Origin of the sequence: Microcoleus sp. B3-D7, from assembly GCF_036705305.1 — a bacterium.
Classification (GTDB): Bacteria; Cyanobacteriota; Cyanobacteriia; order Cyanobacteriales; family Microcoleaceae; genus Microcoleus.
Window position 1 is genome coordinate 72,827 of the sequence record NZ_JAUBUE010000010.1, and the last position, 21,949, is coordinate 94,775.

Consider the following 21,949-nt stretch of genomic DNA (forward strand, 5'->3'; position numbering starts at 1 on the left):
AATTACCTATTATTAATTATCAATCACCAAAAACTCAAGTACAGAGAGAGAACACCATGCTAAAATTCCTCAATCAAGTAGGCGAATACGCCAAAGAGACTCTTCAAGCTGCTAAGTATATCGGTCAAGGGCTATCTGTTACTTTTGACCACATGAGACGGCGGCCGATTACGGTGCAGTATCCTTACGAGAAACTAATTCCTTCGGAACGTTTCCGGGGTCGAATTCACTTTGAATTTGACAAGTGCATCTCCTGCGAAGTATGTGTTCGGGTGTGTCCGATCAACTTACCTGTAGTAGATTGGGAATTTAACAAAGAAACTAAGAAGAAGCAACTCAAGCACTACAGTATCGATTTCGGAGTGTGTATCTTCTGCGGCAACTGCGTAGAATATTGTCCGACTAATTGTTTGTCGATGACAGAAGAGTATGAGTTGGCCACCTACGAACGTCACGAATTGAATTTTGACAACGTGGCCCTCGGACGTTTACCTTACAAGGTTACAGACGATCCGATGGTGACACCGATGCGGGAATTCGCTTATTTGCCGAAAGGTGCGATCGACCCTCATGAAGTTTCCTACACCGATCGCCGCGCCGGTCTGCGTCCAGAGGAAATTATCGAAAAGTAAGTAATTAGTCATTAGTCAGCAGTCATCAGTCATTAGTGAAATAACCAATTATTAATGACTGCTAACTAATGAGTAAAAACGAACAATAGAAAACTAATAATTGAGGATAAAAAATTGTGAATCTAGCTGAAGGGGTTCAAATTGTTTCATTTGGAATACTGTCGGTAATGATGATTGCAGGAGCACTAGGAGTAGTGCTGTTCTCAAATATCGTTTACTCAGCATTTTTGCTGTGCGGCGTATTTACTAGCATTGCCGGCTTGTACTTGTTGCTGAATGCCGACTTTGTAGCAGCAGCGCAGGTATTGATTTATGTTGGCGCTGTTAACGTCTTGATTTTGTTTGCGATTATGTTGGTAAACAAGCGCGAAGATTTCCGCACAATTCCCAACGCTTGGGTACGTCAAATAGCAACAGCAGTAGTTTGCGTAGGCTTGTTTGCGCTTTTGGGTACGATGGTGGTGTCTACTCCTTGGGCTATTGTCGCGACGACGGGAGCACCTGCCGAAAGTTCGATCGTCACTATCGCCAAACATTTCTTCACCGACTTTTTGCTGCCTTTCGAGTTAGCATCAGTGTTTTTGTTGATGGCAATGGTGGGAGCAATTGTGTTGGCGCGCCGCGATTTCTTCCCGGATGAACTGTCAAAGAAGCTATCCGAAACACCTGCTTTGAGTTTACCGGAAAGACCTCGCGAATTAGTTTCTGCCGGAGATGTGTCTTCGCCAGAATCTAAGTAATATTATGGTGCGCTTAGCGCACCATAGTGTTAGTTTTGTAGTAACTTTAGATTGAGACAAAATCGCAAAATTTATGCAACTGCAACTCCAGTATTTCCTGTTATTAGCCGCCGCTCTTTTCTGTATTGGTATTTACGGTTTGATTACCAGCAGAAATGCAGTGCGCGTGTTGATGTCGATCGAGTTGATGCTGAATGCTGTCAATCTCAATTTGATGGGTTTCTCGAATTATCTCGACCCTGTACAAATTAAGGGCCAAGTATTTACCGTGTTTGTAGTTACGGTAGCGGCGGCTGAGGCTGCCGTAGGTTTGGCAATTGTTTTGGCGATTTATCGCAACCGCAATACCGTAGACATGGAAGAATTTAACTTGCTGAAGTGGTAATTCATCAATAGTCATCAGTCAATAGTCATCAGTCATTAGCAACAAACTAATGCAGATTAAAGACTGATGACTAAGGACTAAGGACTAAGAACTAAGAACTAATGACTAATGACTTCTAGTAATTTCTAGAGTAATTCTTCCCCCGAAATCAGGGATGGGGGCAGCAGGTTTCGAGAGTTGTAGTTTAACTTTTTCGACTAACGGTAGTTCTAAAAGCGCTTGAGCAATAGTATCTGCTAGGCGTTCGATTAATAAAAACTTCGAGTCTTTGACTAGCTTTTGAATCAGAGTAATGGCGCTGCGGTAATCAAGAGTATGTTGAATATCATCACTTTTTCCAGCTTGCGATAAATCCAGCCATAGAGTAACATCCACTTCAAACCACTGCCCCAAAACTTGCTCTTCCGGCAGATAGCCCGTATATCCGTAACAGCGAATTCCTGTAAGTTGAATAGAATCCATTTTGCAATAAACTAAAAGTGCGTTGCCTATACCAATTTGTATTAAACCAGATAAAGTTCTCTTTCTCTTCCCTCTCTTTTTTTGCCCTTTTCCTTCTTCCTCTGTGCTCTTTGCGCCCTCTGCGGTTCAATCACTCTTATTCTATCTTAGATTTTATAACTCTCCTCCTTTCTCCAACTTGTCGAGTAAATCCTCAGCAACTTCATACCATTTCCGCCTAATTTCAGCATCTTCTGGCTTTTCTGTCAAGCTGCGCCCTTGTAATTCTGGATATTTATTGTAATATAATTCATCCACTTTTTGATAGAATATATCTTGATTGATGTTGAGATTTTTGCGCCGTTTACCAATCTTTTCTTGACGAATTATTTCGGCTTCCTCTAAGGACGTATCGGGAGGTTGCTGGCGTGAAGAAAATTTAGGTAACTCCGGCAATTTGGGCAACGTCAAACCAGATTTGACTACACTAAAAGCTAACATTCCCGGCAATAAAACCACGCTTAAACTCCCTAGGGTTTTCCAAGGTATTAACTGGAAAATCTTGTTGTTTTTAACAATTTGAGGGTTTGGGTTAACAGGAGTATGATTGCTGGTAGCAGTTTGAGTGGCGTTTTTGAAAGGGCGGCCGACAAAGTTCATTGTCACCATTTGGGAAATTATACTGCCAATGTGAGATAGTTTTGGATCTTTGAGTGCTTCGCGGACTTCTTTTGCGGATTGGTAGCGATCGCCCGGTTGTTCTGCTAACATCCGATCCAATACGCTGGCTAAATTTGGGCTGACACTGACGTGCGATCGCCAATCCCAAGTTTTATTAGTGATATCGTACAATTTTTGAGGCTTTTTGCCGCTTAGCAGTACCAAAGCCGTGACGGCTAAAGCATACAAATCGCTAGCAGCAGAAACTTTCCCCAGTCGCATTTGTTCGGCCGGCGAATAGCCCTGTTTGCCGATCGCCGTATCCGATTGTCCGTTAAACTGAAGTACGGCATTGGCTGCGATTTGTTTGACAGAACCGAAATCAATTAAAAAGGGTAGTTTGTCAGCATCATGCTGAATAATATTATCCGGGGAAATATCGCGGTGAATTAAATTTTTTGAGTGGATGTATTCTAAAATTGGTAAAAGCTGAAATAGCAGTTGAGTAACTTCGGCTTCGGTAAAATTTTTACCTTGCTGCTGGCGCGATATCAATATTTCTTCATAGGTTTGACCCTTGATATAATCTTGTACTAAAAATAAAGATGGATTCCCGCCCAAATCCGTTCGCAGGAGTTCTCGAAACCTGGGAATTTGCGGGTGTTGGAGGTGGTAAAGCATACTCGCTTCGCGATCGAACAATTCGGCCGCTTTCGGGCTGTGAACCACCGGAGAAAACTCTTTGAGTACGCAAGATTCGTTGTAGCGGTTGATGTCTTCGGCGAGGTAAGTGCGGCCGAAGCCACCGCGGCCTAATTCGCGGAGAATGCGGTAGCGTTTTTCGAGAGTCGAACCAGGGGCGAGGAGGGAGGAGTTAGACATAAACAACGGAAATTGTTCGAGTTGGGGAGTCGCCGAGCACAGTATAGCTTATTGTAGCTAAGTTTGTTTGAAGCTCAGGGCGATCGCTTTTTTTTGGGATGGATGAAGGAGAAGAGACACTTTGCTTAAGATTCAGTATTTACAGGCTTTTTTATTGTCGGGTTTGATCGGCTATCGAGGATTTACAAATCTCGATGCGTAAATTCCTTAGCATCTTTCCCTACATAACTCGCGGCAACATGGCCATCTCCAACAACTCGATACTTATAGGTAATCAACCCCTCTAAACCGACAGGCCCGCGAGGTGGCATTTGCTGCGTGCTAATCCCCACTTCTGCACCGAAGCCGTAGCGGAAACCGTCGGCAAATCGAGTAGAACAATTGTGATAAACTCCGGCCGCATCGACTCCATTTAAAAAAGTTTCGGCGGCTTCGCTGTCTTCGGTAACAATGACATCTGTGTGTCTGGAACCGTAAGTATTGATATGGTTAATTGCCTCTTCCACAGAATCTACTATTTTGATTGACAAAATCAAATCGCTGTATTCTGTAGACCAATCCGCTTCATTTGCTTCGGCAATATTTTCTAGGATGGCGCGAGTTTTTTCGTCTCCCCGCAAGTCAACTTTTTTCTGCTGCAAAGCTGCGGCAACTGCGGGCAGGAATTTGGGGGCGATCGCACTGTGGACTAACAAGGTTTCAATGGCATTGCAGGCTGCTGGATACTGAGTTTTTGCATCCACAGAAATCTCTACTGCTTTCTGAATATCCGCCGCTTTGTCTGCGTACAAATGACAAATTCCGTCGGCGTGTCCCAACACAGGAATTCGCGTACTTTCTTGCACAAAACGCACGAAGGAATTAGAACCTCGGGGAATAATCAAATCTACATATTCATCCATTTTGAGCAGTTCTATTGTTTCTTCCCGCGTGGTGAGCAACTGCACGACTTCTGGATTAACAGGAGTTTCTGCTAATGCTTGATGTATCACTTTTGTCAAGATTTCGCAGGAACGGACTGCTTCTTTGCCGCCTTTGAGAATGACGCCATTTCCTGATTTGATTGCCAAGGATACTATCTGAATTAAAGCTTCGGGGCGCGCTTCAAAAATAATGCCTAAAACGCCCAAAGGACAGGTGATGCGCTTCAGAATTAATCCTGTATCCAATTCACGGTGGATTTGCACGGAACCTACGGGATCTGGTAGTTTCGCAACGTCGCGCACGCCCGCGATCGCACTTTTCAACTTGCTCTCATCCAACTTTAGGCGATCGTACAGCGGTTTCGCAATTCCATCCACCTCAGCCGCCTTGCAGTCAGCCGCATTCGCCGCCACAACATCCGGCGCAGCAGCTTCTAAAGCTTTAGCTATAGCCTCAATAGCTTGATTTTTGGCATCAGCGGACAAAACTGCCAATTTTCTAGCAGATACGCGCGTTTTTTGGGCAATTTCAATAATAGACATGGCAGTAAATTTTAAATAGTTTTGAGTGTTGGGTTTTGAATTTTGAGTTGTGAATTGAATCCGCACAAATAAATTTCGGGGCGGTTTTCAGTCTTAACAATTCTAGAGGAAATTCTATATTTTTGTTGAGACCCCTTACAGCAATCCGCATTAACAGGTTAAAACAGTCAAGTATAGATAAAATCCCACGGTCATTTCCATTTGTCAATAACCTTTGGAGAGTATTATGTCATCTCACGCCCCTTTACGCAAGGCAGGGCGAGCCGCCAAAGCCGGCGTTAAACTGATACAGAAAACAGGCGGAAATTTAGTTTTAGCTTCCGGCGTCACCATCAGCCTGCTGTTTGGTATGGTGCTAGCGCTATCTTTAGCATCAGTTTTAATTCTCAACAGTCCCGATCCAGTCGCCGGATTGGCGATCGCACTTCCGATCACTCTAATTTTTAACCTTGCTACTTTTTTCCTATCGCCTTACTTGATGGACTTAACCCAAAATTGGCTCTACCATACTCGCTGGGTTTCCCTAGCAGAAATAGAAAGCCTAAGTCCCGAAACAGCGAAAGTTATTAAGAAGGTTTGCAAGCAGAAAAAACTCCAGCAGCCGCGTTTAGGAATTATCGACGACCAAAACCCTACTGCTTTTACTTACGGTTCCTTTCCAAACAGCGCTCGCTTAGTCGTCAGTCAAGGTCTTTTTACCTATTTAGACGACGAGGAAATTGCCACTGTTTACGCCCACGAACTCGGTCACATCGTCCACTGGGACTTTGCAGTAATGACTTTAGCTTCGACTTTGGTGCAGATTACTTATTTAATTTACACAACAGCTCAAAGGATGGGTCGAAGTGGTGGCGACAAAGCTAAAGATGCGGCCGGTACTGTAGCTGCTGTTGCTTATTTATTTTACATCGCTGGCACTTATTTATTGCTGTATTTGTCCCGGACGCGAGAATATTTTGCCGACCATTTTGCAGCCGAAACAACCGGAAATCCCAACGCTTTGTCTCGCGCTTTGGTAAAAATTGCTTACGGTATTTTGGAAGAAGGACAAAGAGCCACCGAACCCAGCCGCTTATTAGAAGGAACTCGCGCTTTAGGCATTTACGATGCCAAAGCTGCCACCTCTACCGGCACTGCTTACAGGATTACTTCAGAACCCGAAAAAATTGGGCGAGTGTTTTTGTGGGATATGTTTAATCCCTGGGGTTGGTGGATGGAGTTGAACTCTACTCACCCGCTGACTGGTAAACGAGTGCGCGCTTTGAGCACTTATGCCGAACAATTAGGCTTGGATATTGAGTTTGACATGGGCCGGATTGTCGGCGAAGGCAACGATTTGAGCAAGCGGAGATTGTACGGCAATTTTGTGTTCGATTTGCTGCTGTACAGTGCAGAAACTCTGGGCTTAGCGGTGGGTTTTGCGATCGGCATTTCCCTGTATGCTGTAAACCCGATGATGATGGTTGCTTGTCCTTTAATCGGTTTGGGTGCGGGAATTTTGCTCAAGACTTTGGTGATGTTCCCCAATTACGAAGAAGCAGAACACTTGGATGTTTTAACCTTAATGTCTGACCCTTATGCAAGTCCTTTGCGAGGTCAACCGGCGCAACTGCAAGGGGAATTAATTGGTCGCGGCGATGCCGGTTATACCTTCGGCTCTGATTTGAAACTGCAAGACAGAACGGGAATGATTTATCTGCGCTATGCTTCTCGTTTTGGGCCAATTGGTAATTTTTTGTTTGGCATGAAACGGGTTAAAAGTTTGATTGGAATGGATGTTAGCGCTTTGGGTTGGTTCCGCCGGGGTGTTGCACCTTGGATGGATTTGATTCAGCTTGAAAGCGATAGCGGTACTACGGTTAAGAGTTATCACCGCTTCTGGTCTGTTGTGATGGGTATAGCGGCGATCGCGATCGGTATTGTCTCGCTATTTATATAATTTCCTGCTTAAAAGTTGAAACGAATAAAGTCCTTACTACCAACAGGTTCATAGTAAAGACTTTATTCGCCTTAAGTCAGGGTTAAGCAGGAAAGCATTCGTGCCAACATAAGCAGTTGAGAGATTAACCTCTTCCTGATTAGAATCCCTGAGTGTTAAACCAGGGGCTTAACTGATGACTGAGGATTATTAGGTGGTTTAGCTGATTTGAATTCCGGTGTGGAAGACAATTGCTTCAGGTCGATGAATACCGAAAATTGGCTGGTATCTAACAACCCAGAATTAGGCTGTTTTTTCTTCTGCAATTGTTGGCTTACAGCACAAAGTTGGCACATAATTTTAGCTCTTGTTGATGATATAATAGTTGTTCTGGAAATCATGGGCGAGTTGCCTGATTTCAACGCTGCTAAACCCAGCTTCGCTCAACATTTGCAGCGCTTTTTCTTGACCCCACATCGCGCCCAATCCCATGCCGCCGTAGGCTAAAGAAACAGTCATGCAGTGCATACAAGAAATGGTGTACATCAAGGGTCCAATGGGATGTTCCATGTTACCGCCTACATCCGTGGTGCCGCGGATATCTTGCATCAGGTAAACGCCATCGGATCGCAGCGCATTGTAGATGTTTTGCAGCACAACATCTGGTCGGGCTTGATCGTGAATGGCATCGAATGTGGTTATCAAATTGTAGCGATCGCACTCCTCCAATGTCGCGGCATCCTTCACCTCAAACTGGATATTATGCAACTTCCGCAATTGCGCTTCGGTGTTGGCAGTGGCGATGGCTTCTCCCGAAAAATCATAGCCTGTGAATCGGCTATTCGGAAAGGCTTCAGCCAGCTTGTTGAGTGCTCGCCCGCTACCGCAGCCGACATCTAGCACCTCAATACCCTTTTCCAACGCTTCGGTAAGCCCGGGAATTAGCGGCAGAATGTGGTCAAATAGAGCAGATACCACGGTTTGACCGCTATCTTCTGCCATCACGGCATGAAAACGTTTGAATTCTGAGTAGGGTACACCGCCGCCTTTGTAGAAACAATCAATAATCCGATCTTCCACCGATGCCAACACCGGAATGAATTGAGCAAAGGGGGCAATGTTGTCAGAAGCCGCAGCCCGTGTCAGGAATGCTGCAGATTCTGTCGGCAAAGTGTAGGTTTTGTCGATCGAATTATAATCCACTAAGCGACCCGTTACCATTGCACCGAGCCATTCCCTCACGTAGCGTTCGTTCAATCCGGCAGCATCGGCAATTTGTTGACTGGTAGAGGGCGGCAATTCTGCCATTGTGTCAAACAGTTCGGTGCGATGCCCGATCGAAATCATGACGGAGAGTGCGCCACTGTTGAGAATGTCCAGCATCCGTCCGGCGAATGCTTCTGCTTTGGTTTGATCGAATGTTTGTGTCATCATAATTTAACAGTGATGGTATTCAAAAGTTTCTATTTGGAAGATTGGATGTTGCCAGGGGTACGAGCGTCAGATTCCTGCCCGTCAATTCAACATTTCACCTATTTGTTCTTGCACCCAAGTTTCAAACAATTCGCGGAGCAAACGTTGACGCATCGCTAAATCGAACTGAGCCGGAATCAATGTTTCTAATCTGACGATCGCCAGCCATCCTTCTACAGCGATAGGATGCCAAAGCTGACCGGGCCGGCTTATCGCCAACAGATGCGCCAAATTCGGGTGGATAGTGCAGAGTTCGGCCGGGCCAACGATTCCATTGACTTGAGCTTCTGGGCCTTGGGAATACTCGCGCGCCAGTTCGGCAAAGGATTGCTCTTTTTCTTGAATCCGAAAATACAGTTCTCGCGCCATTTCTGCGTCTTTAACCCGAATCAAAGAATAGATGACTCGATCTAGCGATCGCTTGCGCTGCAGAAAATAGGACTCTAGTTTGTGATGCCAATTTTGGTGTTTGAATTTCTCAATTTTGAGCAGCCGCGGAATGAAAACAGTCTCTAAAAATTCCCGACTCATCCCGTGCTGTTTTAGCCAAATCTGTTGTGTGGTTTCGTCCAGCAGTTGATTTTGTTCGTAGAACTGCTGGCGGACATTTGTGATTTCTTCAGGGGTGCAATCGATGGGGGCGATCGCTTCATCAATGATGCTCTCGCGACATAATTGGGGCAGCATTTGGTAGCTGGCAAGTCGAGGGATAATTCCCTCCCCATTAATTGTGCGATTTCCTATTTGTAAAACTGCGTTCATATAGCAGAAGGAAGTTCGGCAACGAGCAATGTACGGGATGTAACGGAAAGAAGGAAGAACACGAATTTTGACTTCGACCTCTGAGATTCAGATCCCCCTAAATCCCCCTTAGAAAGGGGGACTTTGAATGCTCTTCCCCCTTCTTAAGGGGGGTTAGGGGGGATCTCCCGGTTTAAAAACACACTTTAGCTGCTACACAGGAGCCATATTCAAGTTGTAGCTGCTACCGCCACTGTGTTGATAGACTTGGAGATAGTAGGTGCTACCTGGAGTCAAGAACTGAGTAATTGACTCAGATCGGTTGCCAGTGGCAGTTGAACTTACAATCACTTCACTTGCATCGACCACTGAATCGTTATTTCGATCGTTAATCAGCCGTATATCCATATCGCTAGTGCTATTTAAACCACTGAGATTAAAGCGGAAATTGCGGCTTGAGTTGACAGCAAAATGGTAGCTATCAGAGGTATCAGAGTTAACGATCGCTTCGTTGAAGGTGCGGGAAGCAGTCAGGGTTCCCACCTCTGTCTCCGCTGTGACTAGATTGCTGGGTTTGCTAATGGCATTGGTTGATACTCTCAAATCGTATTCGGTATTAACAGTACCAACTCGATCGACTTCAATTAGGTAGCTGCCTGCATCAACGTTGGTAAGGCCAGATGACACGTTAATTGAGTCAGGTTGGTTGCCAAAACGAGTTGATGCTGAAATCTGTGAATCGTTGGTATCGCGTATACCATTGCCGTTGAAGTCTCGGAACAATCGAACATCGGCATTAGCGCTCATATTCGTCAGGGCGATGTTGATATTGTTATCGTTCTCCAGACGAAAACTGTAGGTATCTTTAATATCGCCGTTGCCCACGAATTCACGCTTGCCTACGGGATTAGCATTGCTGATTAAGGTACCAAGGTTAAATTCAGCCATTTTGTTTCTCCTTAAAGTGTAAAGGGATTAGTTAATTTGCTGGTTGTTTGCTTAACTTGATATCAATCTAACGAGGCGATCGTTCCGAAAGCGTTCCGAAAGCGTTCTCGAACCGTTCCCAAAGCATCCAAGCGATCCGAGGCACGAATTCAAGGTCTCAGAACTTCCGCAGACCAAACGCGATCGAAGGGAATTCCAGCTTTACCGTGGGCTTCTCGAATCACTTCCGCATCGGGCGCGTTCAGTTCCCACAGGACACGAGTTTTATCCTGCGACGCATAGGAACCCACCCATTCAATACCTCGTTCCTGATAGCACGGTAAAATTAATCGCAGGGCTTCGTTCCACTCTTCATCGGTAAAGCCATTCGGATAGCTTCCCTCCAACAGCTTGAGGATTGGTTCGTTCCATACAGGTGGTACACCTTCAGGTTCAATAACTTGGGCTGTCCAAACCTTGCTAAACCCAACATCAGCTTGGCGATAAGCTTGTCGCACAGACTCTGCATCTGGTGCCTCAAAAGTGCAAATCATGCGATGGCGATCGGCTGATAGTAAAGAGTAGCGCCACGTGCCATTTCTTGCCCCAAGACAATCCAAAACTCGCGTATCAGCTAACATTTCTGCGGTTATCGGTCGATCGGCAACGGTTTCAACTTTGATAAGAGACATAATTACTTCCTCTTAATTAGTAATGACTGTTGACTGTTAACTGTTGACTGTTAACTAATGACTCATGACTAATTGTAGCGATTGATGATTTTCCTCACTCTCACCCGAATTTTTTCAGCGCCTCGCAGTGGACAAAGTGAGCGAGTTGTCATCCCCCTAGCATAAACGTGGGTAAAGTCTGCTCTACGCTCGTTCTCAGCCAATTTGTAAATGATAGTGCGATCGCACAAAAATATCAGAAAATTAAGTTCTTGCCTGATGGATCTCTTGAGCAGTCCTCAATCCAGATGCTAATGCGCCCTGCATCCATCCCCTCGTAGTAGAAGTGTGTTCTCCAGCAAAATAGACTTTACCTTCCGACTTTCCAAGTTCATCAAAAAACTTTTTTTCTTGCTCTTCAGTCGGGTATGCCCAACCTGACCTCGACCAAGGGTCTTTAGCCCAAGAATAACTGGTCATCTTGCCCTGATAAGCACTGATACCAGGGAGAATCTTTTCCCATCGCTGTAGTAATTGAGGCAATTGTTGTTCTGGGGCGAGGGCATCCATAGCAATGGCATTTTCCCCTTTCAGATAAGCTTCCAAAATACCTGTTTTTCCAGGAAAATCCCAACTTGGTTGCCACAGTTCTTCAGGACGATCGTCAAACAACCCCCAACCATTCAATCCTTCTTTTTCCCAGAATCTTTCGGAGAATTCAACAAACATTCGTGTCGCTGCGCGATAATTATAACCCCCAGCGATAGCAAGCTGTTTTTGAGGTGATAGTGGAGGCTGAAAGTTGATCTGTCCCAAGACTGGCAAGGGAACAGTACATACTACACAGTCTCCAGTGTAGTGCTGTCCTGATTGGCACAAGACTTGAACCCCTGAAGAAGTTTGTTCAATGCGAGTAACCGCAGATCCTAGATGAATTTTATCAACTAGAGCCGTAGCAAATGCTTGTGGTAATCTATCTGAACCTTGAGCAATTTTAGCAACTTTTGATAGGTCTCCGCCCGGTATAATTTTAGCTAAATCATCAGCAGGAATCAGAAGACGTTGCCCATTTTTCACGGAAATGTAAAGCCCATCCGGTGGTAAAAAACGCTTCAGAGTCAAACCAAAATGTTGAGCATAGCCAAGTGTTAAATTGTGATCGGATGGAATTCTTGCTGCTCCTGCTTCTACAAAATGATTATCACTAAAATTGCCTCGCAAGGTCAAAACTCTCCCTCCTACTCGCTCACGGGCTTCTAAAACCGTTACTGTATGACCTACTGCTGCTAACTCGTAAGCGGCAACCAAACCAGACAACCCCGCTCCGACGACGATCACTTTCTGAGAGGATAGTCCTTTCTCTAATGCTCCTGGAGTTCGAGAGTTTTGGGCTTTAACTTGAGCATGGGCTATTGCCGCACCAAACGTTACAGCGCTACTTAATAGAAATTGACGGCGATTCATTTTAAACATAGCGGTCTAGCAAATAATTACAGTAATACTAAAGGTTTTGCCTAACTTAGCAAAAAAGCGGAATATGAAACAATTAGCAAACAAGCGGAAGAGTTTAAAAAATTAGATGAGCGATATGAAGTAAAGTAAAGTTCCCTGTGATGAACACCATCCCTAATTGCAGTTCGCTACAACTAATAACTAATGACTAAATCTGTTCGAGCGCCCGATCGACCTCGGTGCAAGCGCGGAAACTCAGCGCAGGACGATAGATGCGATCTCGCAGCGATTCAAACCGCGCAGTCGCCCCTTCTCGATCGCCCAAAGCTAAAGCACCCTGAATCAAAATTGCCCAAGCCAGAGCAATCTCGCTGGGATGATCGACCGTCTGAGCAGCTTCTAAAGCAGCTTCAGCGCGGGCTGTTGCCAAAATGAGTCGATCGCACTCTAAATCGACTTGAGCCGCCCCAATCAGCACGTAAGACAGCATCCGTTTGGCATCCACCTGCTGCAAAGTCGCGATCGCCCGCTCCAAACCAGCATCGGCTCCAATTTGCTGAAGCTGATAGTTTGCTAAAGCTAAAAGCGCATTAGCCACCGCCCCTTCACTGCCTTCGCCTTGGATTTTGGCGGATACGATCGCCATTTCCTGACAATAAGGCAAGGCCGCAGCCGGATCGCCCGCTTCCATTTCCGTCATCGCCAAATAGCTGAGGTTATAAAACTCGCACCAGCGATCCTGCTGGGCCGCAGCCAATTGCCACGCCTGTTGCAACAGAGTTCGCGCTTCCGCATAGTTCCCGTGATGGCGCTGTACAGCCCCCAACCCTTGGGCAATTCCGATGTTTTTAGCGCCAACTCTCCCCGCCAGGGACTGCGCCTCCAGCAACAATGCTTCTGCCCGCGTCATTTCCCGTCCAATTTCCGCCAAGCAAGACCCGCTATATACCAGCAATCGCACGGCAGTAGCTGGACTCGATGCCCGACTTACCTCTGCTGCCCGCAGCGAGTGTTGGTGAACGTTGGCGAAATTGCTGCGATCGAAATGCAAGATCACCAATGCCTCAAGTCCCGTGGCTTCTGCTTCTTCTAAACCTAGAGCATTGGCTTCATCGATTAAGCGGTGCACCTCGCTGTCGAGTTGAGAAACGCGATCGCCCGTAACGCCTGCGATCGCGCTAACCCGCAGCAATTTTAAATGCAATTGAATGCGAGTGCGATCGTCAAGTCCTTGACACTGATCGATCCCAAGCTGAGCCAATTCTGATGCTTCCGCGTAGGCAAACAATTTCAAGCAACGTTCTGCTGCCGACAAGGCGCTAGACGCGGCCAATCCGCGATCGCCCCCGAGGGCCGCGTGACGGGCAATATCGCCAGCCCAGGCGCCGTCTGGTGTGGAGAGTTGATTCAATTTATGGGCAATTTGCAAATGGATCAAATGGCGGCGCGGTTGTGACAACTGCCGGTAGACAGCCTGACGCACAATATCGTGAGCAAAGTCATAGCCGATTTCGTCACCGATAGAGGCGCTGGGACGGATAATGGTTTGTTGTTCGAGCTGTTCGATCGCCATCAGCAATTTGGGCAGCGGATAGTCTGCCACATGAGCCACCGCTGTCGGTTTGAAGCTCCGCCCCAATGCTGCCGCCCAAGGCAAAAATTCGCGAGCCATGTCATCTAATTGGTGGAGACGATCGCGGATCAAAGCTTCCAAATCCTGCCCGTGAGTCGAGTGATCCTGGCCCAGCGCGCGGGCAACCTCCAGCGCAAACAGGGGATTTCCCCCACTGTCAATAAATACACGATTCACAACTTCTAAAGACAAATTTGTCTGATCGAGGGTTGGAACACTGCGAATCAGTTCAGCCGTTTGTTCTCGATCCAAAGGATGCAATTCCAGGCTGAGCAGCCGTCGCTCTCGTCTCAGGGCCTGCACCACCCGCCAGATGGCTAAATTCTCCTCTAGTTCCCTGGAACGCCCGGTGCAGGCGAATAAAACCGGCTTATGACTCAGCAAGCGGATGGCGTAGTGCAGCAATGCCGATGAAGCTTCATCGATCCACTGAATGTCATCTAAAATTACCAGCACCGGAGTTCGATCGGCACATTCAGCCAGCAGTTGCACCACTGCATCAAATAGATGACTGCGTTCGCGCAAGGGTGCCAAAGGCATATCGGGCGAGGCTGGCGCTGGTTGACCGAGTTCTGGGAGCAAGAAACCTAGCTCCGGCGGAATGTTGCCTGTGGAGGGCATCGCGAGCGATCGCAGCGCATCGATCCAGATGCCGTAGGGTCGCACCATCTCTGCCGCAAATCCGCGTCCCCACAGCACTTGTACCGCCTGTGCCGTCGATCGCAGCTCCTCCAGCAAGCGAGTTTTGCCGATTCCGGGTTCGCCCGCGAGCAAGAGCACTGGCGATGCCTCAGCGTGAGCGATCGCGCCGCATTTCCCAAGCAGTATGGGGTTTGCCCACTGTTGAATCGATGCCCATTCGCGATCGCGCCCCACTAGAGGCGACAAAGCCAAAGGCGAGGGAAACAAAGCCGTTTGGGGCGGCCCGGCGGACTGAGAGGATGGTTGAATGTCGGGCGCTGCGTCTTCCAGCAACAGTTGCTCGTAGAGCTTGCGAGTGCTCGCACTGGGGTCTACTCCTAGTTCCTCGCGCAGCAAAGTCATGCAGCGGTGGTAGACTTGCAGTGCATTGGCGCGATCGCCGTTCAAATGGTGCGATCGCATCAAAGCTGCGTAGCTGGTTTCGTGCAACGGATCGATCTCCAGTAAGCGCTGTGCAGAGCGGATTGCAGCCCGATAATCACCCTGAGCTTCCGACAGGCGAGTCAGAGATTCGAGCGCATGAAGCAATTTCTGTCGCAGGTGTTCGCGCTCTGGAAAAATCCACTCATCCTCACAACTCGGCAGCAAATCACCGCCGTAAAGTGCGATCGCTTGCTCCCAGGCTGTTCTGGCACCGTTAACATCTGCGGCTCGTTCCGCTGCTTCTGCTGCGGCGAATGCCCGTTCAAACTCAGCCACATCCAGCACGAAAGGCGCATGGGGATTCCATTGCAGGGTTTTGGCATCCGCCAGCAGGTAGCGATCGGCCTCGGGGAGTCCCTGACGCAGGTGATGCAGTTCCCGGCGCAAGTTGGTGCGAGCTTGGGCCTCCGTTGAATCTGCCCAGAATTGAAAGGCAAGCCGCTGACGGGTTTGCGGGATATCGCGGTGCAGTACCAGGTAAGCCAACAAAGCTTGCGGGCGCTCTGCGGTGACACCGACAATGGGCTTGTCTGCACAGGAAAGGCAGAATCCGCCTAGTAGTTTGATATCTAAGGTAGAAAGCATATAGCTAGATATTATTTGTGATTTTAATCCATGCTCCGGCGTGTTAAGTTCAGGAATGTCAGCAGGTGGCGATCGCTAATTGAAATGACATTGCTATACTATGTTATCCGCGCGGCAGTATGTTGGAAGCCACAATTTGGTATTCTTAATATAAATGTAATATAGGTACGGTATGATCGCTTTTACTACGACTCTCACTCAATGCAATTAACAAGGCAAACATGATCGCCAAAATTGCTACCTTCAGCCTCTTGTTTATAGTTTTGACTCTAGCATTCAGCAACACGCTTTTCAAAAATCATCTGTTAAAACCTTTCAAGGACAGCAATTTGTCCAACCAGTTAACATCTGATTTGACCAACTTGACCGCCCAAACGGAAAGCCAGGACAAAAAAAATACCATGCAACGTATTCTCGATGACAGCGCGAAATTAGAAAAACTAGCTGGGGATTTCCAATTTATAGAAGGCCCGATTTGGCATCCAGACGGCTTTTTGCTGTTCAGCGATATTCCCGCCAATATTATCTATAAATTTACCTCAAACCAGCAAGTTGAGGTATTTCGCCGCCCTTCGGGAAAAGCCAACGGGAATACTTTAGACAAAGAAAACCGCTTAATTACTGCCGAACACGAAAATCGCCGCGTATCGCGCACTGAAAAAGACGGCAAAGTTATCACATTGGCGGATAGATACGAGGGAAAAAGGCTCAACAGTCCGAACGATTTGGTTGTTAAATCCGACGGTAGCATTTATTTTACAGATCCGTCCTACGGTGTTAGTAAAGACCAGGAAGAATTGGGTTTTTACGGTGTTTACAGGCTGGCACCCGACGGGAAATTAACTCTGCTGGTTAAGGATTTGGTGCTGCCAAATGGCATTGCCTTTTCACCAGACGAGCAAAAGCTTTATGTTAACAATTCGGAAGCGGGATACATTGCTGTTTTTGATGTAAAACCGGACGGAACTGTTACCAACCAGCGGCTTTTTGCGGAGTTAAAAGATGCCGCCACTAAAGGCGGAGTTCCCGACGGTTTAAAAGTTGATTTAGAGGGGAATGTTTACAGCACCGGGCCGGGGGGAGTGTGGATTTTATCGCCCGATGGCAAGCTTTTGGGGAGGATTTCTGTACCTGAGACGGCGACTAATTTGGCTTGGGGAGAAAGCGATCGCAAAACGCTTTATATTACGGCAAATACAAGTCTGTATCGGATTCGCCTTAAAATTGCGGGTGTGCGGGCTGGAAAATGATCTAAAATCGGGCGAACTTGAAAGTAAAGCGGTTTTTATTAGGGGTAATTGACCGGACATGATATAATCGTAGGTTTGAGAATCAGTCATTCCCGATTCTTTAATCTCGAATCTCAAATCTCTAATGGTATTAATAGCTCGGTTGCACAAATTTCTAACTGCTACAGTCGATCGCAAATCCCGATCGCACACAATATTTTGGTTGACTTTGAGCTTGACATTTGCTGCACTTTATGGTTTTTTAGGACTCAAGCAAGCCTTCAGGGCCGAGTATATAGTGCAAGACGATGCGAGGCAGCACGTTTTCTGGATGATGCGGTTTGTCGATCCTGAATTATTCCCCAACGATTTCATTGCTAATTACTTTCAATCAGTCGCCCCCGCAGGATACAGCACGCTCTACAAATTAGCCGCAACATTTGGCATTCATCCGCTATTTTTTCACAAAATATTGCCGCTATTTCTCGCGTTAATCTCGACTTATTACTGTTTTGGCCTGTGTCTAGAAATGCTGCCAGTGCCGATGACTGGATTTATTGCATCTTTGCTGTTAAATCAGCATATGTGGATGACTGATGATTTGGCTTCCACAACGCCAAGAGCTTTTATATATCCGATATTTCTCGGTTTTTTATATTATTTGTCGCGCAGTTCGTTGCTGCCTTGTTTGGGAGCGATCGCACTTATCGGACTATTCTATCCTCCTTACGCCTTGGTTGCTGCCGGAATTTTAGTTTTGCGCCTGCTAGCCTGGAAAAACGGCGGTTTGCGCTTGTCGGGCGATCGAACTAATTACCTATTTTGCACTACAGGTTTGGGAGTTATTTTTCTAGTAATGCTGCCCTATGCCTTAGATAACTCTGAATTTGGCCCAACTTATACCGCAGCAGAAGCGAAGCCAATGGTCGAATTTGCAGCAGACGGCAGAAATCCTTTTTTTCATCCAAACCCCAAAGATTACTGGTTGACAGGGCGGGGCAGCGGGATGTTTCCCAAGTCGCTGTTTACGCCTGTAACTCACTGTGTCGGGCTGTTATTTCCGCTGCTGCTATTTTTGCGATCGGCTTTTCCCTTAGCCAATCAGATTCAAAGCAAAATCTGGCTTTTGCTTCAGCTCTTTTTAGCATCCTCGGCGATGTTTTTTGCGGCTCATGCTACCATTTTTAAGCTGTATCAACCAGGTCGCTATACTGCCTACAGCTTGCGATTTATTGTTGTGTTGATAACGGCGATCGCCCTCACTTTAATTATCGATGGAGTCGGTCATTGGGCAGCAACAAGCGCAACAAGATTTGATGTAAAAAACCTAGTTGCACTAATTACGACAGCGACCATCGCTGTCGCAGTCGTGCTTTATCCCTGCTTTGCCAAAAAATTTCCTACAGTCGGATATGTAGAAGGTAAAATGCCGAGTTTGTACAAATTTTTTAAGCAACAACCTAAAGATATCCTGATTGCTTCGATCGCGACCGATACGGATCATTTGCCAACATTTAGTCAGCGTTCGGTTCTGGTGGCCAAGGAATATGCAGTGCCTTATCAGAAAGGCTACTACAGCAAATATCAACAGCGACTTAACGATTTAATTCGCGCTCAATACACTCCCGATAGAGCTGTATTGCAAAGTTTCATTACTAGCTATGGAGTTAATTTTTGGATGCTCGATCGCAATGCTTTGACTCTTCAGTATATAAAGGATGATGGCTGGCTAAATCAATTTGATTCTACACCGGAGGCGAGGCTTTCTCTAGAACAAGGGAAAATTCCCGCCTTAGCTTCAGCAATCACAAGCTGTGCTGTTTTTCAAAATGAAATTGTCGTGGTTTTGGATGCGTCTTGTATTGTGAAATAAACTGGAATTAGGACGGCTCACACCCAGAAAAAAATGCCATAACATCCCCGAACTGAGAACGAGAAAAAAATCGACTTTATTGACTAAAAATCTTGATTTTTAGGTTAAACCGGAGGCAAGAAACCCGGTTTCTGACCAAAGAATTAATAGTTTAGCGATTTGTAGTGCCAATCCCCTTGCGGTTGCCACTCCTGATGAGTGATGTTGCGGATATCGGGCAATTAAATAATCTCCGCAATCAAAGGTGAATATAGATCCGGGGTCAAGTTCGCAGACAATGAAAATTGCACAAAAGCTCGATCGCCAATTATCTCTTGGGCAAAAACATGACAACACTTTACGTCAACCCGCAAACAGGCAGCGATTCCGCAGCCGGCAGCCAATCAGCCCCATTCAAAACTATAGCCCGCGCGATCATCGCCCGCGCTGCATCGGGAAGCACTATTGAGTTAGCACCGGGAATTTACAGCGCTGCTAGTGGCGAAAAATTCCCCTTGGAAATTCCCTCTGGAGTAAAAGTTATTGGCAATGAAGCTAACAAAGGTAGAGGCATTCTGATTCAAGGCAGCGGCAAATTTGTCAGTCCCACCGCTGCGGGTCAAAATATCACGATACTGCTAGCAACTAATTCGGAATTGCGCGGAGTAACTGTTACTAATCTCGATAGTCGCGGCACGGGAGTCTGGATTGAGTCAACTTCTCCGACTGTGGCTAACTGCACTTTCACACTTTGTAAGGGCGAAGGCGTTTTTGCCACGGGCACTGCTAATCCTGCGATTCTCGACAACATATTTGTGGAAAACTCAGCCGCTGGCGTAATTACGGCGGGAACTGCTAAAGGAGCAATACGGCGCAATATTTTTCAAAAGACGGGTTTCGGCATTTCTCTGCAAGCTCAGTCGGCTCCTTTGATTGCTAATAACCAAATTTTGGAAAATCGATCCGGTATCGTTTTAGCGGGGGAATCTCAGCCGATTTTGCGTAAGAATCGCATTGAAAAAAATACCGAAGACGGTTTGACTGCGGTGGGGAAGTCGCTGCCAGATATTGGTACTGCTCAAGATTGGGGCGGCAATATTTTTCAAAATAACGGTGAATTAGACTTGCAAAACGCGACTGGGGTTAAGATTTCTGCGGTGGGAAATCAGCTCAATTCTTCGCGGGTGAAAGGTTTATTTGATTTGGGCAATGTGACGCCAACTCCGACTCCTGGCAAGCTACAGTTTAGTGACATCACCACGCATTGGGCCAAGGATTTTATCGATCGCTTGGCAAAGATGAATATTGTTAGCGGGTTTCCCAACGGCACTTTTCAGCCTTACGAGATTGTAACTAGAGCTCAGTATGCGGCTATGCTGGCGAAGGCGTTTGAATTGGTGCCGCGCCGTGAGGCGACGGTTTTTAAGGATGTGGCGGCGGATTTTTGGGCCAAGGGAGCGATCGACCAAGCTAATCGAGCTGGCTTTTTGGCTGGATATCCAGACAGCACGTTTCGCCCGGAGCAGAATTTGACTAGAGTTCAGGCGATCGTTTCTTTGGTAAACGGCTTGCAGTTGGCGGGGGGCAACCCCAATTCTTTGAGCGTTTATGTCGATCGAGCTCAGATTCCCAGTTTTGCCACCGACGAGATAGCAACCGCCACAGAGCGCAAAATCGTGGTCAACTACCCCGCGCGCGAAAAGATTTCCCCCGCCCACGACATCACCCGCGGCGAGATATCCGCCCTCATCTACCAAACCCTGGTAGCCACAAAGCGGGCCGATCCTATTAACTCTCCTTACATCGTCTAAGGGAATTGGAAGACAAGGGAGAGAAGAACTTGGGGTACAAAGAACCAACCCATATCCCCTCGCCCTTGTCTCCAATTGCCTCACTCTCACTCACTTTCACCCACTCTCACCCACTGCCACTCTCCCAAGTCTTGATTTGCGAGTACCCGAATCGTTTTATGATTAAACATTAAGAAATTAAGCAATCCTTAAGGTTCGACTGTCAAATTATGGCTAAAATTCAATTCTCTCGGGGTATAGACGAAGATGCTGTGCCCGAAGTGCGCCTAACCCGTTCTAAAACGGGAGCTCAAGGCACTGCCACGTTTATCTTTGAAAATCCCAAAGCTCTCAGCAACACCAGTACCGAAGACATTACTGGAATGTACATGATCGACGAAGAAGGCGAACTCCTCACTCGCGAGGTTAAGGCTAAGTTCATCAACGGTCAGCCTGCAGGTTTGGAAGCTCTTTATCTAATGAGAAGTCCCGCAGAATGGGATCGATTTATGCGTTTTATGGAACGCTACTCGGAATCAAACGGCTTAGGATTTAGCAAGGCATAATGGGTAGTTGGTAATTGGTAATTGGTAATTGGTAGTTAGCCGATCGCCGGTTGCCGGTTGCCGATTGCTTAGAAGAAGAAACTATGACGCAAATTCCTCACCCCGACTTATCTAAAATAACCGTAAACTGCGCTATCATTACTGTTAGCGACACCCGCTCGGCGGAAACAGACAATAGTGGCTTGTTAACTAAGAAGCTGCTAAAAGATGCGGGTCACTCTGTGGTAGCTTACACTGTTGTTAAAGATGATGCGGCCAAAATTGTATTGCAAATGCAGGCTTTTTCCCAGCGTGAAGATGTGGATGCAATCATTTTTAACGGCGGCACGGGCATCGCTCCCCGAGATACGACTTATGATGTGATGGAGAGTTTGCTAGACAGGATTTTACCAGGATTTGGTGAAATATTTCGGTTTTTGAGCTATCAAGAAATTGGTTCGAGGGCGATCGCCTCTCGCGCAGTTGCAGGGGTGTATCAAGGCAAGTTAGTCTTTTCTCTTCCGGGCTCTAGCAATGGTGTAAAACTAGCTGTGGAAAAGCTAATTTTACCTGAATTAGTTCACTTGGTGACGCAGTTGCGGGGAGGGTGAGAGCGAAAGTTCGGTTAATGGACTGACAATCAAGAAATTTGGTTACAAGTCGCCCGAGGCATCCGTGGAGCGAGAAAAAAGCTTTGAATCCTCATCGCAAGCCGCCGGGTTTAGCAGTAAGGTCGCTTTCTTCAACCTAAAATCTAAAATCTAAAATTGACTGAGTGCATTCACCGCAAGAAACGGGTGGC

At 46.7% G+C, this 21,949-nt stretch carries 18 protein-coding genes; 9 read left to right on the plus strand and 9 right to left on the minus strand.

Features of this window, described 5'->3' with window-relative positions:
* Positions 1-56 precede the first annotated feature (56 nt).
* From ndhI to nuoK, 3 genes are all read left to right on the plus strand, one after another.
* On the plus strand, positions 57-632 hold the full coding sequence (gene ndhI / locus QUB25_RS10130; protein WP_333042046.1) for an NAD(P)H-quinone oxidoreductase subunit I: 576 nt from the start codon (positions 57-59) through the stop codon (positions 630-632).
* Positions 633-748: 116 nt separating this feature from the next.
* Positions 749-1,372 carry an NADH-quinone oxidoreductase subunit J gene (locus QUB25_RS10135; RefSeq protein ID WP_333042048.1) on the plus strand — a complete coding sequence of 208 codons (624 nt, stop codon included), beginning with the start codon at positions 749-751 and terminating at the stop codon, positions 1,370-1,372.
* 79 nt (positions 1,373-1,451) lie between these two features.
* Entirely contained in the window at positions 1,452-1,757 is a 306-nt protein-coding gene (nuoK, locus tag QUB25_RS10140; RefSeq protein ID WP_228042566.1) for an NADH-quinone oxidoreductase subunit NuoK, read from the plus strand.
* A 105-nt stretch (positions 1,758-1,862) separates the two neighbouring features.
* On the opposite strand, the gene folB is transcribed toward nuoK, so the two are convergent.
* From folB to QUB25_RS10155, 3 genes are all read right to left on the minus strand, one after another.
* Entirely contained in the window at positions 1,863-2,219 is a 357-nt protein-coding gene (gene folB, locus QUB25_RS10145; protein ID WP_006632705.1) for a dihydroneopterin aldolase, read from the minus strand.
* Between the two features lie 153 nt (positions 2,220-2,372).
* Entirely contained in the window at positions 2,373-3,740 is a 1,368-nt protein-coding gene (locus tag QUB25_RS10150) for a serine/threonine-protein kinase (protein ID WP_333183112.1), read from the minus strand.
* Between the two features lie 182 nt (positions 3,741-3,922).
* On the minus strand, positions 3,923-5,206 hold the full coding sequence (locus QUB25_RS10155) for a glutamate-5-semialdehyde dehydrogenase (RefSeq protein WP_333183113.1): 1,284 nt from the start codon (positions 5,204-5,206) through the stop codon (positions 3,923-3,925).
* A gap of 226 nt (positions 5,207-5,432) precedes the next feature.
* On the opposite strand from QUB25_RS10155, the gene QUB25_RS10160 reads away from it, so the two are divergent.
* Positions 5,433-7,145 carry a zinc metalloprotease HtpX gene (locus tag QUB25_RS10160; RefSeq protein WP_333183115.1) on the plus strand — a complete coding sequence of 571 codons (1,713 nt, stop codon included), beginning with the start codon at positions 5,433-5,435 and terminating at the stop codon, positions 7,143-7,145.
* A gap of 339 nt (positions 7,146-7,484) precedes the next feature.
* Here the strand turns inward: QUB25_RS10160 and QUB25_RS10165 are convergent, their stop codons facing one another.
* The 6 genes from QUB25_RS10165 to QUB25_RS10190 all read right to left on the minus strand — a co-directional run bounded on the left by QUB25_RS10165 (position 7,485) and on the right by QUB25_RS10190 (position 15,731).
* Positions 7,485-8,558, minus strand: a complete 1,074-nt coding sequence (locus QUB25_RS10165) for a class I SAM-dependent methyltransferase (RefSeq protein ID WP_333183117.1) — start codon at positions 8,556-8,558, stop codon at positions 7,485-7,487.
* A gap of 81 nt (positions 8,559-8,639) precedes the next feature.
* The gene (locus QUB25_RS10170; protein ID WP_333183118.1) at positions 8,640-9,359 is read right to left on the minus strand and encodes a peptidylprolyl isomerase; all 720 of its coding nucleotides are present in this window, start codon (positions 9,357-9,359) and stop codon (positions 8,640-8,642) included.
* Between the two features lie 192 nt (positions 9,360-9,551).
* Positions 9,552-10,286, minus strand: coding sequence for a hypothetical protein (locus QUB25_RS10175; RefSeq protein ID WP_333183120.1), 735 nt, complete (start codon positions 10,284-10,286; stop codon positions 9,552-9,554).
* A 149-nt stretch (positions 10,287-10,435) separates the two neighbouring features.
* Complete coding sequence (locus tag QUB25_RS10180; protein ID WP_333183121.1) at positions 10,436-10,957, minus strand: DUF4242 domain-containing protein; 522 nt, start codon at positions 10,955-10,957, stop codon at positions 10,436-10,438.
* A gap of 243 nt (positions 10,958-11,200) precedes the next feature.
* Positions 11,201-12,409: a flavin monoamine oxidase family protein gene (locus QUB25_RS10185; RefSeq protein WP_333183123.1), complete on the minus strand. Its 1,209-nt coding sequence runs from the start codon at positions 12,407-12,409 to the stop codon at positions 11,201-11,203.
* A gap of 187 nt (positions 12,410-12,596) precedes the next feature.
* Positions 12,597-15,731, minus strand: a complete 3,135-nt coding sequence (locus QUB25_RS10190; protein WP_333183125.1) for a BTAD domain-containing putative transcriptional regulator — start codon at positions 15,729-15,731, stop codon at positions 12,597-12,599.
* Between the two features lie 401 nt (positions 15,732-16,132).
* Between QUB25_RS10190 and QUB25_RS10195 the strand changes: the two genes are divergently transcribed.
* The 5 genes from QUB25_RS10195 (at position 16,133) to QUB25_RS10215 (ending at position 21,758) form a co-directional block, all read left to right on the plus strand.
* Entirely contained in the window at positions 16,133-16,981 is an 849-nt protein-coding gene (locus QUB25_RS10195; RefSeq protein ID WP_333183127.1) for an SMP-30/gluconolactonase/LRE family protein, read from the plus strand.
* 124 nt (positions 16,982-17,105) lie between these two features.
* A complete protein-coding gene (locus QUB25_RS10200; RefSeq protein ID WP_333183128.1) occupies positions 17,106-18,833 on the plus strand; it encodes a hypothetical protein in 1,728 nt (575 codons plus the stop codon).
* A 326-nt stretch (positions 18,834-19,159) separates the two neighbouring features.
* Positions 19,160-20,623: a DUF1565 domain-containing protein gene (locus QUB25_RS10205; RefSeq protein WP_333061894.1), complete on the plus strand. Its 1,464-nt coding sequence runs from the start codon at positions 19,160-19,162 to the stop codon at positions 20,621-20,623.
* A 209-nt stretch (positions 20,624-20,832) separates the two neighbouring features.
* The gene (gene psb28, locus QUB25_RS10210) at positions 20,833-21,168 is read left to right on the plus strand and encodes a photosystem II reaction center protein Psb28 (RefSeq protein ID WP_333183130.1); all 336 of its coding nucleotides are present in this window, start codon (positions 20,833-20,835) and stop codon (positions 21,166-21,168) included.
* Between the two features lie 83 nt (positions 21,169-21,251).
* Positions 21,252-21,758 (plus strand): MogA/MoaB family molybdenum cofactor biosynthesis protein, encoded by a 507-nt coding sequence (locus tag QUB25_RS10215; protein WP_006632696.1) that lies wholly within the window; start codon positions 21,252-21,254, stop codon positions 21,756-21,758.
* The last annotated feature ends 191 nt before the right edge of the window (positions 21,759-21,949 follow it).

Bases quoted from the DNA above. Each gene is read 5' to 3' on its own strand.
- QUB25_RS10170 (WP_333183118.1), bottom strand. From the start codon at position 9,359: ATGAACGCAGTTTTACAAATAGGAAATCGCACAATTAATGGGGAGGGA.
- QUB25_RS10150 (WP_333183112.1), bottom strand. From the start codon at position 3,740: ATGTCTAACTCCTCCCTCCTCGCCCCTGGTTCGACTCTCGAAAAACGC.
- QUB25_RS10190 (WP_333183125.1), bottom strand. From the start codon at position 15,731: ATGCTTTCTACCTTAGATATCAAACTACTAGGCGGATTCTGCCTTTCC.
- QUB25_RS10205 (WP_333061894.1), top strand. From the start codon at position 19,160: ATGACAACACTTTACGTCAACCCGCAAACAGGCAGCGATTCCGCAGCC.
- QUB25_RS10200 (WP_333183128.1), top strand. From the start codon at position 17,106: ATGGTATTAATAGCTCGGTTGCACAAATTTCTAACTGCTACAGTCGAT.
- QUB25_RS10215 (WP_006632696.1), top strand. From the start codon at position 21,252: ATGACGCAAATTCCTCACCCCGACTTATCTAAAATAACCGTAAACTGC.
- psb28 (WP_333183130.1), top strand. From the start codon at position 20,833: ATGGCTAAAATTCAATTCTCTCGGGGTATAGACGAAGATGCTGTGCCC.
- folB (WP_006632705.1), bottom strand. From the start codon at position 2,219: ATGGATTCTATTCAACTTACAGGAATTCGCTGTTACGGATATACGGGC.
- QUB25_RS10165 (WP_333183117.1), bottom strand. From the start codon at position 8,558: ATGATGACACAAACATTCGATCAAACCAAAGCAGAAGCATTCGCCGGA.
- QUB25_RS10195 (WP_333183127.1), top strand. From the start codon at position 16,133: ATGCAACGTATTCTCGATGACAGCGCGAAATTAGAAAAACTAGCTGGG.
- QUB25_RS10175 (WP_333183120.1), bottom strand. From the start codon at position 10,286: ATGGCTGAATTTAACCTTGGTACCTTAATCAGCAATGCTAATCCCGTA.
- QUB25_RS10155 (WP_333183113.1), bottom strand. From the start codon at position 5,206: ATGTCTATTATTGAAATTGCCCAAAAAACGCGCGTATCTGCTAGAAAA.
- QUB25_RS10185 (WP_333183123.1), bottom strand. From the start codon at position 12,409: ATGTTTAAAATGAATCGCCGTCAATTTCTATTAAGTAGCGCTGTAACG.
- ndhI (WP_333042046.1), top strand. From the start codon at position 57: ATGCTAAAATTCCTCAATCAAGTAGGCGAATACGCCAAAGAGACTCTT.
- QUB25_RS10180 (WP_333183121.1), bottom strand. From the start codon at position 10,957: ATGTCTCTTATCAAAGTTGAAACCGTTGCCGATCGACCGATAACCGCA.
- QUB25_RS10160 (WP_333183115.1), top strand. From the start codon at position 5,433: ATGTCATCTCACGCCCCTTTACGCAAGGCAGGGCGAGCCGCCAAAGCC.